The 13,502-nt window shown below is 70.7% G+C and carries 11 protein-coding genes, 2 pseudogenes and 1 CRISPR repeat array; of the genes and pseudogenes, 8 read left to right on the top strand and 5 right to left on the bottom strand.

Annotated elements, in window-relative coordinates:
* The first annotated feature begins 169 nt into the window (after positions 1-169).
* From casA to cas2e, 7 genes and pseudogenes are all read left to right on the top strand, one after another.
* Positions 170-1,978: a type I-E CRISPR-associated protein Cse1/CasA gene (casA, locus tag J7W19_RS26285; RefSeq protein WP_233478180.1), complete on the top strand. Its 1,809-nt coding sequence runs from the start codon at positions 170-172 to the stop codon at positions 1,976-1,978.
* The gene (gene casB, locus J7W19_RS26280; RefSeq protein ID WP_004939444.1) at positions 1,975-3,213 is read left to right on the top strand and encodes a type I-E CRISPR-associated protein Cse2/CasB; all 1,239 of its coding nucleotides are present in this window, start codon (positions 1,975-1,977) and stop codon (positions 3,211-3,213) included. The genes casA and casB overlap by 4 nt, the downstream gene beginning before the upstream one ends.
* A 169-nt stretch (positions 3,214-3,382) precedes the next feature.
* Positions 3,383-4,561 carry a type I-E CRISPR-associated protein Cas7/Cse4/CasC gene (gene cas7e, locus J7W19_RS26275; protein WP_004939441.1) on the top strand — a complete coding sequence of 393 codons (1,179 nt, stop codon included), beginning with the start codon at positions 3,383-3,385 and terminating at the stop codon, positions 4,559-4,561.
* Positions 4,558-5,373, top strand: coding sequence for a type I-E CRISPR-associated protein Cas5/CasD (gene cas5e, locus J7W19_RS26270; protein ID WP_004939439.1), 816 nt, complete (start codon positions 4,558-4,560; stop codon positions 5,371-5,373). The genes cas7e and cas5e overlap by 4 nt, the downstream gene beginning before the upstream one ends.
* A gap of 4 nt (positions 5,374-5,377) precedes the next feature.
* Positions 5,378-6,160, top strand: coding sequence for a type I-E CRISPR-associated protein Cas6/Cse3/CasE (gene cas6e / locus J7W19_RS26265; RefSeq protein ID WP_004939436.1), 783 nt, complete (start codon positions 5,378-5,380; stop codon positions 6,158-6,160).
* A pseudogene (cas1e, locus tag J7W19_RS26260) lies at positions 6,153-7,159 on the top strand (type I-E CRISPR-associated endonuclease Cas1e). Before cas6e ends, cas1e begins: the two are co-directional and overlap by 8 nt.
* A complete protein-coding gene (gene cas2e, locus J7W19_RS26255) occupies positions 7,156-7,503 on the top strand; it encodes a type I-E CRISPR-associated endoribonuclease Cas2e (RefSeq protein WP_040887699.1) in 348 nt (115 codons plus the stop codon). The pseudogene cas1e and the gene cas2e overlap by 4 nt, the downstream one beginning before the upstream one ends.
* Positions 7,504-7,524: 21 nt before the next feature.
* A CRISPR array of direct repeats spans positions 7,525-7,857; the repeat unit is 28 nt; unit sequence GTCGTCCCCGCACGCGCGGGGGTAGCTC.
* A 73-nt stretch (positions 7,858-7,930) separates the two neighbouring features.
* On the opposite strand, the pseudogene J7W19_RS26250 reads toward cas2e, so the two are convergent.
* Positions 7,931-8,257, bottom strand: a pseudogene (locus tag J7W19_RS26250) (NAD(P)-dependent oxidoreductase); the annotation flags it as partial.
* A 147-nt stretch (positions 8,258-8,404) separates the two neighbouring features.
* On the opposite strand from J7W19_RS26250, the gene J7W19_RS26245 reads away from it, so the two are divergent.
* Positions 8,405-8,752 carry a winged helix-turn-helix transcriptional regulator gene (locus J7W19_RS26245; protein ID WP_233478179.1) on the top strand — a complete coding sequence of 116 codons (348 nt, stop codon included), beginning with the start codon at positions 8,405-8,407 and terminating at the stop codon, positions 8,750-8,752.
* A gap of 7 nt (positions 8,753-8,759) precedes the next feature.
* Here the strand turns inward: J7W19_RS26245 and J7W19_RS26240 are convergent, their stop codons facing one another.
* Genes J7W19_RS26240 through J7W19_RS26225 form a run of 4 tightly spaced genes read right to left on the bottom strand, consistent with a single transcriptional unit; the run spans position 8,760 to position 13,353 of the window.
* Positions 8,760-9,767, bottom strand: a complete 1,008-nt coding sequence (locus J7W19_RS26240; RefSeq protein WP_004939426.1) for a TIGR03842 family LLM class F420-dependent oxidoreductase — start codon at positions 9,765-9,767, stop codon at positions 8,760-8,762.
* Between the two features lie 36 nt (positions 9,768-9,803).
* Positions 9,804-11,204: a dihydropyrimidinase gene (hydA, locus tag J7W19_RS26235; RefSeq protein WP_004939424.1), complete on the bottom strand. Its 1,401-nt coding sequence runs from the start codon at positions 11,202-11,204 to the stop codon at positions 9,804-9,806.
* On the bottom strand, positions 11,201-12,514 hold the full coding sequence (locus J7W19_RS26230) for an aspartate aminotransferase family protein (RefSeq protein ID WP_004939421.1): 1,314 nt from the start codon (positions 12,512-12,514) through the stop codon (positions 11,201-11,203). The genes hydA and J7W19_RS26230 overlap by 4 nt, the downstream gene beginning before the upstream one ends.
* Positions 12,511-13,353, bottom strand: a complete 843-nt coding sequence (locus tag J7W19_RS26225) for a nitrilase-related carbon-nitrogen hydrolase (protein WP_004939418.1) — start codon at positions 13,351-13,353, stop codon at positions 12,511-12,513. Before J7W19_RS26225 ends, J7W19_RS26230 begins: the two co-directional genes overlap by 4 nt.
* Positions 13,354-13,502 lie beyond the last annotated feature (149 nt).

Below are 13,502 nucleotides of genomic sequence, written 5' to 3'. Positions count from 1 at the left end.
ATCAAGTGACAAGCCGGAACACCCCCGCACCACCACGGGGAGGCGGGGACGCCGCGACATCGGCAGCGTACCCGCCGACCGCCGGAGCGACTCCGTGATGTTCATCGCGTAGTTCGTCGCGTAGGAAGCGGTAGAGAAGCCGAAACCGCTTGTAAATGACAAGCCTTGTGTGAAAATCTTCTCCACACGGTTCGATCCACCAACCCCTGCTCCGATCAACGGCGTTGAGCTGTCACCCCCGCATATTCCGAAGAACATGCGCCACGAAGCGAGAGGACCGATGGAAGTAACAGGAGATCTCGTCCGGGACGGCTGGTTACCCGTTCTCAGGTGCGATAAGCCCAAGGGCGAGTGTGAGAAGTCCGAGGTCGGGCTTCTCGAAGCGCTCACGCGGGCCCACACCATCCTGCGGCTGGACCTGCCGGCCCCGACCATGCTGCCCGCCGTCCTGCGCCAGCTCCTGATGCCGATCATGTTGCACGCCCTCGGTGTGCCACGGACGCCCAAGGAGTGGGCCGAGCGGTTCGAACGAGGTCAGTTCTCCGACGCCGAAGCACAGGAGATTGCCGACTACCTCGGTCCCCGATACGGCAAGCGATTCCATCTGTTCTCCTCCACGGAACGACCGTTCGCGCAAGCCGCCGGCCTGACGGCGCTCAGCGGTGATACCAAGCCGTCCACCCTGCTCGTCCCTTCCATCGCGTCGGGCAACAACGTCCCCTTGTTCAGTACCCTCACCGATGCCGACCACCTGGATCTCACACCGGCGGACGCGGCGTTGTGGCTGTTGCACGCACACTGCTGGGACACCGCCGCCATCAAGACAGGCGCCGTGGGCGATCTGCAGGCGAAGGCAGGGAAGACGACGGGTAACCCGACCTCCCCGCTGGGCCAGCTCGGCGTCATCGTCCCAACCGGCCGCACCCTGTACGAGACGCTGCTGCTCAACACGCCGATCTACCCGAGCGGCCTGGATCCCGACGATCTCCCACAGTGGGCCTGGGACGAGCGGCCGAGCTCCCTCGCCTGGAAGTCCCCGGCCGGCCCCGAGTGGTCCACCCGCCCCGCAGGCGGCCTGCTCGACCTCCTCACCTTCCAGGCCCGCCGGATCCGCCTGATCCCGACCGAGACCGACCATGGCCTCCGAGTGCGACAGGTGATCGTCTGCGCCGGTGACCGGCTCACCTCCACTCCCCAGGAAGAGCCGCACACCGCTTGGAATCACACGGCCAAGCCCAAGGCCGGTCAGCCGCACCAACGTCCCCGTCGCCACGCCTCCGGCCGTGCGGCCTGGCAAGGGCTGGGTTCACTGCTCGCGCTCGCGGTCCCCGAGGACGGTGACGGCCCGTACACTTCCTTGCTGCTGCGTCAAGTGGACGGCCTGCTCAACGACGACGGTCTTTCCGCCACTTACCCCCTGAACGTGCAGATCAGCGGCCTGGAGTACGGCAACCAGTCAGCCGTCGTGGAAAACGCCATCGCCGACAGTTTGCCGTTGCCCGTCGCCTCGCTGCTGTCCGGGGAGAACGGACTCCGTCAGGAAATTCTGCAGTGCGCCGAACAGGCCGACCGGGTGGCCCGCGCGCTGGACGGCCTCCACGCCGATCTCCGCCGGGCCTCCGGCGGCGAACCACTGCCCCGGGACAAGGGCGAACGGCCCTCGGCCCGCTTCCTGCACGCCGTGGACGGCAGGATGCGACGCCTCCTCGCAGGCTTGCGCACCGTCGGGGATGACTACGACTTGCTGGACAAAGCGCTGGAATGCTGGGAGTTGACGCTGCGACGGGCCGCCAGGGAGGAGGCAAGCAGTCTGCTGTCCGCCGTCCCGCCCCGTGCCATGATCGGCCGCACGGAGAAAGTGAACGGCAAGGAGGTCACTTTTCGGAGCGGCAAGGCCGCCGGCCTCTTCTACAACCGGCTGAACGAGACGCTGTGGCGCACTGCGGAGGCGCGCCTGGCAGAGGGGGGAGCGGCATGAGTTCCGCAGCCACCACCGGTGGCAAACGCCGTCGGCCGTACTTCTGGGAGGAAGTGTGTTCCGGTTGGCCGTCCGGCCCGGCCGAGCAGGGCAGGCGCGGCCTCCCCGCCTGGGCCGAACACGGCCTCCGAGCCGTGCGGGAAGGGCTCGGCCGGGAGCCCGGCAGCGTGGCCGGCATGCGGTATCTGCACCGGGTGGAGCTGACGGACGAGAAGCGGAACGCGGAACGCCTACCCCGGTCCTATGAGGCCGAGCACGCTGCGCTGACCCTCTTCGGCCTCCATCAGCACGGGGCTGCCGAGCCCGTGCACCGGCCGGGCATCGGCATCGGCACGGCCTGCCACTCCCTGCGTCTCCATCTCCTGCGGGAAACAAAGGAGATGGAGGAGGTCGAGCGCCGGCGGTCCGATCAGGAAGGGGGGACCAACGGGTCACAATCCCTGCTCTTCAAGGACACTGTCGGCCGCCGCCTGTTCGCCGTGTCGACCGCCCTGGATCTCGACGAGCTGGTGCACCATCTCCGGTCTCTCCTTCCCCTGATGCGCCAAGCGGGCGTCGGGCTGGACTACACCCGGCTCCACTGCGACCTGTGTGACTGGCAGACCCCTCGGCACGGCCGGGTCCTGCGCGCCTGGGGCCTCCAGTACAACGCCCCCGCCCCCGAGGGAGCAGAGGGCGCGAAGGGGAAATCCGGCTCCCCGCCCGCGTACTGGGCAGGCTTCGACCCCGACCGGCCCCACGCCGCCGCCGAACTGGCCGCGCTGCGGTCCGGTCTGAGCGAGGAGCCGGGCACAGTCCCTGCCATGTGGGCGTTCCACCGCCTCCGAATGAGCAACGAGCTGCGGGACCGCGGCGCGCTCACCCGAGATCTCACCGCCGAGCACACCGCTCTCACCCTCTTCGGCCTTCACCAGCAGGGCAGGAAGCGCTCGTTGCACACGCCCGGGGCCACTCCCGGGGCCGCCTGCCGGCGTCTTCTCGCGCAGGACGGAGGCCCCGACCGCGTCGCGGTGGAACGCCGGCTGGGCACCCTGCTCACTTCGCTCAGCGCCGATGAGCTGGCCCACCACCTCCGCGGCCTGGTTCCCCTGCTGAGGAAGGCCGATATCGGTCTCGACTACGACGGTGTCCGCCAGGCCGTGCGCGACTGGGACGATCCGTACCGGCCGGACGCGCAGTCGCGGTGGCGCGCCAAGTGGGAACGCGACTTCCATCGCGAGTCATCCAAGGTCTGAACCACCCGTCAGCCGGTGCGCCGACGGTCTCCGGGGGAAGTGGCACGCCCCGCGATCGGCTCGCGGGCGCTCGTGCCCTCATGTACCCCCTGCACCCCAAGCCTGGGCCACCCTCTCTTCTTTTCCTCTTCGTACCGCTCTGCGGCGCTCATACCGAAGGAGCCCTGCCATGCCCCACCAGCCCAACCTCTTCGTCGAGATCCACATCCTCCAGAGCCTGCCGCCTTCCAATATCAACCGGGATGATTCGGGCACCCCGAAGCAGGCGCTGTACGGTGGCGCACGCCGGGCCCGGGTCTCCTCCCAGGCGTGGAAGCGTGCGACGCGTATCGAGTTCGCCAAAGACCAGCCGGCCGGGGACCAGGCGACCCGCACGAAGCGGATCGCGGCCCTGCTGACCGAGCGGCTCGCTCGGCCCGCCACCGACGGCGGTGCGGGCCTGGACACCGCTCAGTCCGAGCGACTGGCCACCGCACTGGTCGGTGAGCTCGGCATCGCCAAGTCCACCAAGAAGGACGAGCAGTCCGCCTACCTGCTGTTCTTCGGAAAGCGCCAGCTCGACACCCTCGTCGCCTCCCTTGACGGGCGCGGCGCGCAACTTGCCGCCCTTCCGGACGCCGATCTGAAGAACGAGGTCAAGAAGCTGCCCGTGGTGGAGGCCCTGGCCACCGGACACCCTGCCGAAGTGGCCCTCTTCGGCCGCATGGTCGCCGACCTGCCGAAGCTGAATGTGGATGCTGCCGTCCAGGTCGCCCACGCCCTCTCGACCCACGCGGTGCGCACGGAGTTCGACTACTACACCGCCGTGGACGACGAGAACGTCGAGGACAGCGGCGCCGGCATGATCGGTACCGTGGAGTTCAACTCCTCCACCCTCTACCGGTACGCCGTTCTCGGGGTGCACCAGCTGCGCGACAACCTCTCCTCCCCCGAAGCCACCCGCGACGCGGCGAAGCGCTTCCTCGACGCCTTCACCCGCTCGATGCCCACCGGGCACCAGAACTCCTTCGCCCACCGCACGCTCCCGCACCTGGTGCTCGTCACCCTGCGGGCGGACCAGCCGGTCAACCTCGTCTCGGCCTTCGAGAAGCCCGTCACCGGAACCTCCGGACTGGCCTCCGAGTCCGCGGTGAGGCTGGCGGAGGAACTGCGTGCCGTCGGCACGTCCTGGGGTACCGTCCCGCTGCGCACTCTGGCGACCTATGCCCTGGGAGAGAAGGAGCTCGAGGCGGCATTCGGGCCGTCGCGCCTCTTCCCCGAGCTTCTGGACGAGGTGGACGACCTCCTCGAAACGTGGCTCGCCGGGAAGCCCCTCCTGCCGATCGCCGCAGAGGACGACGGGCGATGACCGACCAGGCCATTCTCGTGCTGCGGCTGGCCGCTCCCCTGCAGTCCTGGGGCGGGCCCTCCCGCTACAACCGCCGGGAGACCCTTCCGCAGCCCACCAAGTCGGGAGTCCTCGGCCTGCTGGCGGCCGCCGAGGGCCGCCCCCGCGAGGCGTCCATCGCCGACCTCGTCGACCTGGACATGGGCGTTCGCGTCGACCAGCCGGGCACCCTGCTGCGCGACTACCACACCGTGAGTGATCACCGGGGCCTGGCCCTGCCCTCCGCAAAGGTCGACGGCAAGAGGGTGCAGAAGAGGACGACTCCCGCCAAGTACACGGGGGTTACGCAGCGCTACTACCTCCAGGACGCGGTGTTCGTCGTCGCCCTGCGCGGCTCCGCTCCCTTGCTGGCCGGTCTGGAACGCGCTGTCCGTCACCCGGCCTTCCCTCTCTCGCTCGGGCGTCGCTCCTGTCCGCCGACCGGCCGTGTGAGCCTCGGACTGCATCACGACGCCGACCTGACGGCCGTCCTCGGGACGGTTCCCTGGGAAGCGGCCGAACACCATCGCCGACGTATCCGCGGTTCCGAAGTCACTCTGGAGGCCACAGTCGAGGATCCCGCGGGAGAGGTGCTCGCCGCCGACGTACCGGACACCTACGACCTCAAGACCGGTACCGCGTTCGGCCAACGAGCCGTGCGTCATCTGTGGGTCCGCATTCCCACGGGCCATGACGCCGCCAACTCTGGCGACTCCCCCGCCTCCCCCGCCTCCGACATCCCTGCCGCCGGGGCCGACCCCGGCCACGACCCCTTCGCCCTCCTGGGCTGGTGACCCGATGCCATACCTGTCGAAGATCGCTCTCAACCCGCGCCGCCGGGGCGCGGTGGCCCTGCTGGCCAATCCGCACTGCCTGCACGCCGCCGTCATGAACGGTCTCGCCCACCAGCCCGTGACGGAACGCGTCCTGTGGCGCCTGGAGACGAACACCCCTCATCGCGCCGAGATCCTGGTACTCACCCAGAGCCGCCCCTCCTGGCAAGGCTTGGTGGAAGATGCCGGCTGGCCGGGAGCGGACGGGGGCGAGCCCCTGATCGCCGATTACTCGCCGCTGCTCCACCGTGTCGTGGAAGAGCAGGAGTTTGCCTTTCGACTGACCGCCAACCCGGTGCAGTCCGTTCTGCAGCCCTCGAAGCCCAGCCCGGAACAGAATCGCCGCCTCGCAGCCCCGGCGGACGGCCGGCGATGGCCCCGCGGTGTCCGCGTCGCCCACCGCACCACCGCCCAGCAGCTCGACTGGCTGTTCCGCCAGGCCAAGCGCCACGGCTTCACCATTCCGCCCGTGGACCCCGCGGCCGCCCCTGCTCCGGGCCTCGAACCCGACACCCCGCCCGTTCCCGCCCCCGCCGTCTCCCTCGTGTCCCGCGACATCCTGCGCTTCCGCAAAAAGCAGAACGGGCCACGCGTCACCATCTCCACCGCCACCTTCCAGGGCCGTCTGCGCGTCACCGACGCGGAAGCGCTGCGTACGGCCCTCCTGAACGGCATCGGCCCCGCCAAGGGGTACGGCCAGGGCCTGCTCACCCTGGCCCCGGTGCCCGCGGCGGTGCCGCGTGCCTGAGCCCTGGTGGAAGGCGGGGCCACAGGACGTTCACCGCGTCGAGGACCGTGTCTCCAGCCTTTACGTCGAGCGATGCCACATCGACCGGGACGACAACGCGATCGTGTTGGTCAACAGGGCCCGGTGGTTCACGTCCCCGCCGCGTACCTCGCCGTACTCCTTATCGGCCCCGGCAGCCGCATCACCCACGCCGCCGTGGCCCTGCTCGCCGACTCGGCCACCTCCGTTTGCTGGGTCGGCGAACACGGGGTGCGCCTGTACGCCGCCGGCCTGAGCACGGCCCGCGGTGCCGGGCTCCAACTGCGGCAGGCGTGGCTCGTCACCCGGCCCAAGGAGCGTACGGCGGTCGCCCGCCGCATGTACGACCTCCGTTTCCCGGGTGAGGACACGGCACGGCTGACCCTTCAGCAGCTACGCGGCCGAGAAGGCACCCGTGTCCGGAGGCTGTACGTGGAGCATTCCCGCCGCACCGGGGTGCCCTGGGTCAAACGCGACTACAAAGCGGGCGACGCCTTCGCTGCAGGCGACGACGTCAACCGACTGCTTTCAGCGGCCAACGCGGCGCTCTACGGCATCTGCCACGCCGTCGTCACCGGCCTCGGCGTCAGTCCCGCGCTCGGCTTCGTTCACACGGGTTCCGCCCTGTCGTTCGTCCTGGACGTCGCCGACCTGTACAAGGCCGAATTCACCATCCCCCTCGCCTTCGACCTCGCCGCAAAGGGTCTGACGTCGGAACGGGACGCTCGAACCGCCCTCCGCGACGCCGTCGTACAGGGCAAGCTCCTCCCTCGGATCGTCACCGACGTCAAGCACCTTCTCTCCCCCGGCAACGCGGGCCTTCCTGCCGAGGAGCTGAACGGCCTCTGGGATGATGGCGACACGGTCGTCACCGGGGGGCGCAACTGGGGTGACCCCTTCGCCTCCGACACCCACTTGGACGTCATCCCGCCACCTCCGCCCGCTCCGGACACCGGCCCGACCTCGGAAACGAGCGGATGAGCGCCGGCACAACGGTGGTCGTCCTCATCGCCGCGCCCCCGGGACTCCGCGGCCACCTCACCCGCTGGTTCATCGAGGCCGCTCCGGGCGTCTACGTGGGATCTCCCAACGCCCGCATCCGCGACCGCCTCTGGTCCCTCCTCTCCGACCGCATCCGCGACGGCCAAGCTGTGATGATCGAGCCCGCGGCAACCGAACAGGGCTGGTCGGCCCGCACGTGCGGCCGCGAACGCTGGACCCCCACGGACTTCGACGGCCTCACCCTTATGGCCCGGCCGCGCGGGGGCGCGGGTGAGCCGTGGCGACCTGGGAAGGAGGTGAAGGAAAAACGGCCCAGCGCCTGAGAACGCCGCAGGTCAGGAAGTGTCGTCCCCGCACGCGCGGGGGTAGCTCGGCCGAGCGCCGCACCCGCCGCTTCGGTGCGGCGTCGTCCCCGCACGCGCGGGGGTAGCTCGTCCAGTCCACCCCGGCGGACACACCCGCTACCGTCGTCCCCGCACGCGCGGGGGTAGCTCTGGCGTGCGCGTATCGAGACCGGAGACATGCAGGTCGTCCCCGCACGCGCGGGGGTAGCTCCCCGGCCTCCATCGTGCCGCGCAGCCGCTCCAGGTCGTCCCCGCACGCGCGGGGGTAGCTCCGGTGCCCAGGACTTCGCGCCGTCGGCCACCGCGTCGTCCCCGCACGCGCGGGGGTAGCTCGTACAGCGGCCAGGCTCCGGGCTTGGAGTGGTCGTCGTCCTCGCACGCGCAGGGTGCCGGACGGGCCGCGGAGGACGGAGGCGAGGCCGACGACGATCAGGCGGCGGACGCCGGCCTTCCGTAGGCCCTCGGTCAGGGCTCGGGTCGACGTCGTGAAGAAGTCGTGCGGGGAACCGGACAGGTCGACGGCCGCCGAGATAGCGGCATCATGGCCCGCGGCCAGGCGTTCCACGGCCGCCTCGTCGGTGACGTCACCCGCCTCCACCCGGGCCTGTGGTGGCAGGTCGCGGTGGCGGGACGGGTCGCGGACCACGGCGGTGACGGTGTGGCCCCGGCGGGTCGCCTCCGCCACCAGGTGACGGCCCGTCCTGCCGCCCGCGCCGAAGATCACGATCTTCATGGGGATGCCTCTCAGCGGGGCCGGAGCCCTTCGCCCCGGCCGGTGCCGTGACCGTAGCCACCGCACCGGTTACCTCCCGGATACCGGTCCGCGGGCGGCTATCGTGACGCTATGAGGGAACCCCTGCCTGCCGACATGTTCGATTAGTTGTGCCCTTCCTCGCTCAATCCGATCCGGTTCGGGGACAAATGGTCGCCTTTGATCATTCGGTGTCTTGAGGGCGCGCCGCGCCGGTTCTCCGAGTTGCGGGTTCCCCTGCGGCGCGTCATGCCCAAGGTGCTCACCGCCTCGCTGCGGGCGCTGGAGCGGGACGGGTTCGTCGAGCGGGCGGTGTATCCCGGTTCCCTGCCGCGCGTCGAGTACGCGTTGACCCCGCTCGGGCGCGGTCTGCTCGGGCCGTTGGAGGTCGCCTGCGCCTGGGCCGGTGAGCACTGGGAGGAGCTGCTCGACGCGCGGGAGGCGTATGGGGAGGTGGGGCGGCGGCGGGTCGGGTAGCAACGAGTCAGGCCGCCTCCGTCAGGGCCGGGATCACCCGTTCCCCGTACGTGTCGATCGTCGTCTCCTTCGCGTCGTGCATCGCGTACACCGCGAACTGGTCGACGCCCAGCGCCCGTAGCTCCTCCAGGCGTGCCACGTGCGCCTCCGCCGGGCCGAGGAGGCAGAAGCGGTCGACGATCTCGTCCGGGACGAAGTCCGTCGACGGGTTGCCCGCGCGGCCGTGGTGGCTGTAGTCGTAGCCCTGGCGCCGCTCGATGTACGCGGTGAGGGCCTCGGGGACGAGGCCCGAGTGGGCGCCGTAGCGGGTGACGAGGTCGGCGACGTGGTTGCCCACCATGCCGCCGAACCAGCGGCACTGTTCGCGGGCGTGGGCGAGGTCGTCGCCGACGTAGGCGGGGGCCGCGACGCAGACCGTGACGGACGACGGGTCGCGGCCGGCCTCCTCCGCCGCGCCGCGTACCGCCTTGACCATCCACTCGGTGAGGAAGGGGTCGGCGAGCTGGAGGATGAAGCCGTCGGCCTCGCGGCCGGCCAGGGCGAGGGCCTTGGGGCCGTAGGCCGCCATCCAGACCGGGAGCCGGCCGTCCCGTACCCAGGGCAGCCGCAGCGGCGTGCCGCCGGCGTCCGTTTCGCGGCCCTCGGCGAGGTCGCGGATGATCCGCATCGATTCGCTCAGCGCGGCCAGGGTGTTGGGGCGGCGGCCGGCCACCCGCATCGCCGAGTCGCCGCGCCCGATGCCGCAGACCGTGCGGTTGCCGTACATGTCGTTGAGCGTGGCGAACGTGGAGGCCGTGACTTCCGGGGTGCGGGTGGAGGGGTTGGTGACCATCGGCCCCACGATGAGCCGTTCGGTGTGCTCCAGGATGCGGCTGTGGATGACGAACGGCTCCTGCCACAGCACGGCGGAGTCGAACGTCCAGCCGTACCGGAAGCCGCGGCGCTCGGCGCGGCGCATCAGCTCGACGACGGCGGTGGCGGGCGGGTCGGTTTGCAGGACGAGGCCGAAGTCCAAAGCTGTGCTCCTTAAGACGACGCGAGGTACGGCGAGTTACGCGAGGTACTGGCAGGTGGTCCGCGGTACGTAGCGGCCGTGGCCCGTCCGGCCCGTGAACCGCCGTTCGTCGATGACGATCTCGCCGCGGGACAGGACCGTCTCGACGCGGCCGGTGATCTCCTTCCCCTCGTACGCCGAGTAGTCGACGTTCATGTGGTGCGTGGTGGCGGAGAGGACCTGTGTGGCCCGCGGGTCGTAGACGACGAGGTCGGCGTCGGCGCCGGGGGCGATGGTGCCCTTGTGCGGCGCCAGGCCGAACATCCGGGCCGGGGCGGCGCACGCGAGCTCGATCCAGCGGCGGCGGGTGATGTGGCCGTCGACGACCGCCTGGTGGAGGAGGTCCATCCGGTGCTCCACGCCCGGCAGGCCGTTGGGGATCTTCGAGAAGTCGCCGCGGCCCAGCTCCTTCTGGCCGGAGAAGCAGAACGGGCAGTGGTCGGTGGAGACGACCTGGAGGTCGTCCGTGCGCAGCCCGCGCCAGAGGGCCGCCTGGTGCTCGCGCGGGCGCAGCGGCGTCGAGCACACGTACTTCGCGCCCTCGAAGCCGGGTTCCGCCAGGTTGTCGGTCGACAGGAAGAGGTACTGGGGGCAGGTCTCGCCGAAGACCGGGAGTCCCTTGTCCCGGGCCGCCGCCAGCTCCGCGACCGCCTCCTCCGCCGAGACGTGGACGACGTACAGCGGGCTGCCGGCGACCCGCGCGAGCTGGATCGCGCGGTGGGTGGCCTCGGCCTCCAGCAGGGCCCTGCGGACCTCGCCGTGGTACCGGGGGGCCGTCCTGCCCGCCGCCAGGGCCTGTTGGACGAGGACGTCGATCGCGATGCCGTTCTCCGCGTGCATCATGACCAGCCCGCCGTTGCCGGCGGCGCGCTGCATGGCCCGCAGGATCTGCCCGTCGTCGCTGTAGAAGACCCCCGGGTAGGCCATGAAGAGCTTGAACGAGGTCAGCCCCTCGCCCACGAGGAGATCCATCTCCTTCAGAGTGTCCTCGTTCACGTCGGAGAGGATCATGTGGAAGGCGTAGTCGACCGCGCACTTCCCCTCCGCCTTGGCGTGCCACGCGTCGAGCCCCTCGCGCAGCGCCCGGCCGCGCGTCTGCACCGCGAAGTCGACGACGGTCGTGGTGCCGCCCCAGGCCGCGGCCCGGGTGCCGGTCTCGAAGGTGTCGGAGGACGACGTGCCGCCGAAGGGGAAGTCGAAGTGGGTATGGGCGTCCACGCCGCCCGGTACGACGTACCTGCCGGTCGCGTCGATCACCCGGTCGGCCGTCCAGCCCCGGGCGACCGAGCTGCCGGCCGCCGCCAGCGCGGCCACCTTCCCGTCCTCGACGAGGACATCGGCGTACGTCTCCTCGGCGGCGGTGACGACGAGGCCGCCCTGGACGAGGGTCCTGGTCACCGGTGTTCCTCCTTCCCCGACGCGTCCCACACCCGCCGCAGCGCCCGTTCCAGCGCCGCCGCGCCCTCCTCCGCCTCCGCGACGGTGAGGGTCAGCGGCGGGGCGATGCGCAGGACGGAGCCGTCCCGGCCGCCCTTGCCGATCAACAGGCCCTCCTCGCGAGCCCGTTCGAGGGCAGCCGCCGCGGCGTCGGACGAGGTGAGCTCGACGCCGATCATCAGGCCCCGGCCGCGTACCTCCCGGACGACGGGCAGGCCGGCGGCGACGGCCCGGAGCCGTTCGATCAGCAGGCCGCCGACGCGCCGGGCGTTGCCCTGGAGGTCGTGTTCGAGGAGGTAGGTGAGGTTGGCGAGGCCGGCGGCCATGGTGACCGGGCTGCCGCCGAAGGTGGAGATGGAGTTGGCCTCCAGGCAGTCCATCACCTCGGCGCGGGCGACGACGCCGCCGACGGACATGCCGTTGCCGATGCCCTTGGCGAAGGTGAGCAGGTCGGGCGGGCCGTTCTCGGCGTGGGCCTGCCAGCCCCAGAAGTGGTCGCCGGTGCGGCCCCAGCCGGTCTGCACCTCGTCGCTGATCCAGAGGATGCCGTGCCGGTTCAGCACCTCACGGAAGGCCGCGTAGAGCCCGTCGGGCGGCGCGGTGAACCCGCCGACGCCCTGCACCGGTTCGGCGATCAGCGCGGCCACCGTCCCGTGCGCCTGGCCGAGCATGTCCTCCAGGTCGCGGACGCAGGCGGCGGTGAACGCCGCGTCGGAGAGGTGCGCGTAGGGGCCCTGGGAGCGGACGGCGCCGTGCACGTAGAGCGTCTGGAGCGGCGAGAGGCTGGTGGGCGACCAGGCGGTGTTCCCGGTGATGCCCACGGTGGAGAAGGAACGGCCGTGGTAGCTGTTGCGCATGGCCAGGATCTGGTTGGAGCGCCGGTACGTCGTGGCCAGCAGCAGCGCGGCGTCGTTGGCCTCGGTGCCGGAGGTGGTGAAGAAGACGCGGGCGTCGGGGATGCCGCTCAAGGCGGCGATGCGCTCGGCCAGTTCGACCATGTGCCGGTCGAGGTAGAGGGTGGACGTGTGGAGGATCCGGCCGGCCTGTTCGGCGACCGCCTTGGTGACCTCGGGCAGCGCGTGGGCGGTCATGGTGGTGAGGATGCCGCCGAAGAAGTCGAGGTAGCGGCGGCCTTCGGCGTCCCGGACGTAGCGGCCCTCGCCGTGGGTGAGTTCGATGGGCTCGGCGTAGTAGAGGGACAGCCAGGAGGGGAGGACGGCACGGTGGCGGGCGTGGAGGCCCGGGGTGACGGCCGGGCCGGGGGCGCTCACGGCCGCACCAGCCCCTCGTACGCGTCGGGGCGCCGGTCGCGGTAGAAGGCCCACTGCTGCCGCACCTCGTCGATCAGCGAGAAGTCCAGGTCCCGGACGACCAGTTCCTCCTTGGTGTCGCTGGCGACGTCGCCGACGAACTGCCCGCGCGGGTCGACGAAGTACGACGTGCCGTAGAAGTCGTTGTCGCCGTACTCCTCCCGCCCGACGCGGTTGATCGCGGCGACGAAGTACTCGTTGGCGACGGCGGCGGCGGGCTGTTCGAGCTTCCAGAGGTACGCGGAGAGGCCGCGGGAGGTGGCCGAGGGGTTGTAGACGAGCTGGGCGCCGGCCAGGCCGAGTTGCCGCCAGCCCTCCGGGAAGTGGCGGTCGTAGCAGATGTAGACGCCGATCCGGCCGGCGGCGGTGTCGAAGACCGGCCAGCCGAGGTTGCCGGGCTTGAAGTAGTACTTCTCCCAGAAGCCCTTGACCTGCGGGATGTGGTGCTTGCGGTACTTGCCGAGGTAGCTGCCGTCGGCGTCGATGACGGCGGCGGTGTTGTAGTAGAAGCCGGACTGCTCGATCTCGAAGACCGGGACGACGATCACCATGCCCGTCTCCCGGGCGAGTTCGCGCATCCGGCGGACGGTCGGCCCGTCGGGGACCGGTTCGGCCCAGCGGTAGTGCTCGCTGTCCTGGACCTGGCAGAAGTAGGGGGCGTTGAAGACTTCCTGGAAGCCGATCACCCGGGCGCCCTGCGCGGCGGCGGCGCGGGCGTGCTCCTCGTGTTTGGCGATCATCGATTCGGTGTCACCGGTCCAGCCGGCCTGGACCAGTGCGGCGCGCACAACAGTGGTCATGAGCTGCTCCTCCGCCGGGGCGTGATCCGGCATACGGGACGCCGGGCTACGCGCGAAGATCCGCGTGGACTGCGACCGTATGACCCGCCACCCGCCGAGGCAAGACCGACGCGACCTTCGGACCACCCTTTCGATGCCGCCAGCACTAA

Source organism: Streptomyces mobaraensis NBRC 13819 = DSM 40847 (genome assembly GCF_017916255.1).
Lineage (GTDB): Bacteria > Actinomycetota > Actinomycetes > Streptomycetales > Streptomycetaceae > Streptomyces > Streptomyces mobaraensis.
Note: the sequence above shows the minus strand (reverse complement) of the source record. Positions and strands in the feature narration are given on the sequence as shown.

Bases quoted from the DNA above. Each gene is read 5' to 3' on its own strand.
- cas6e (WP_004939436.1), top strand. From the start codon at position 5,378: ATGCCATACCTGTCGAAGATCGCTCTCAACCCGCGCCGCCGGGGCGCG.
- casB (WP_004939444.1), top strand. From the start codon at position 1,975: ATGAGTTCCGCAGCCACCACCGGTGGCAAACGCCGTCGGCCGTACTTC.
- cas7e (WP_004939441.1), top strand. From the start codon at position 3,383: ATGCCCCACCAGCCCAACCTCTTCGTCGAGATCCACATCCTCCAGAGC.
- cas5e (WP_004939439.1), top strand. From the start codon at position 4,558: ATGACCGACCAGGCCATTCTCGTGCTGCGGCTGGCCGCTCCCCTGCAG.
- J7W19_RS26225 (WP_004939418.1), bottom strand. From the start codon at position 13,353: ATGACCACTGTTGTGCGCGCCGCACTGGTCCAGGCCGGCTGGACCGGT.
- cas2e (WP_040887699.1), top strand. From the start codon at position 7,156: ATGAGCGCCGGCACAACGGTGGTCGTCCTCATCGCCGCGCCCCCGGGA.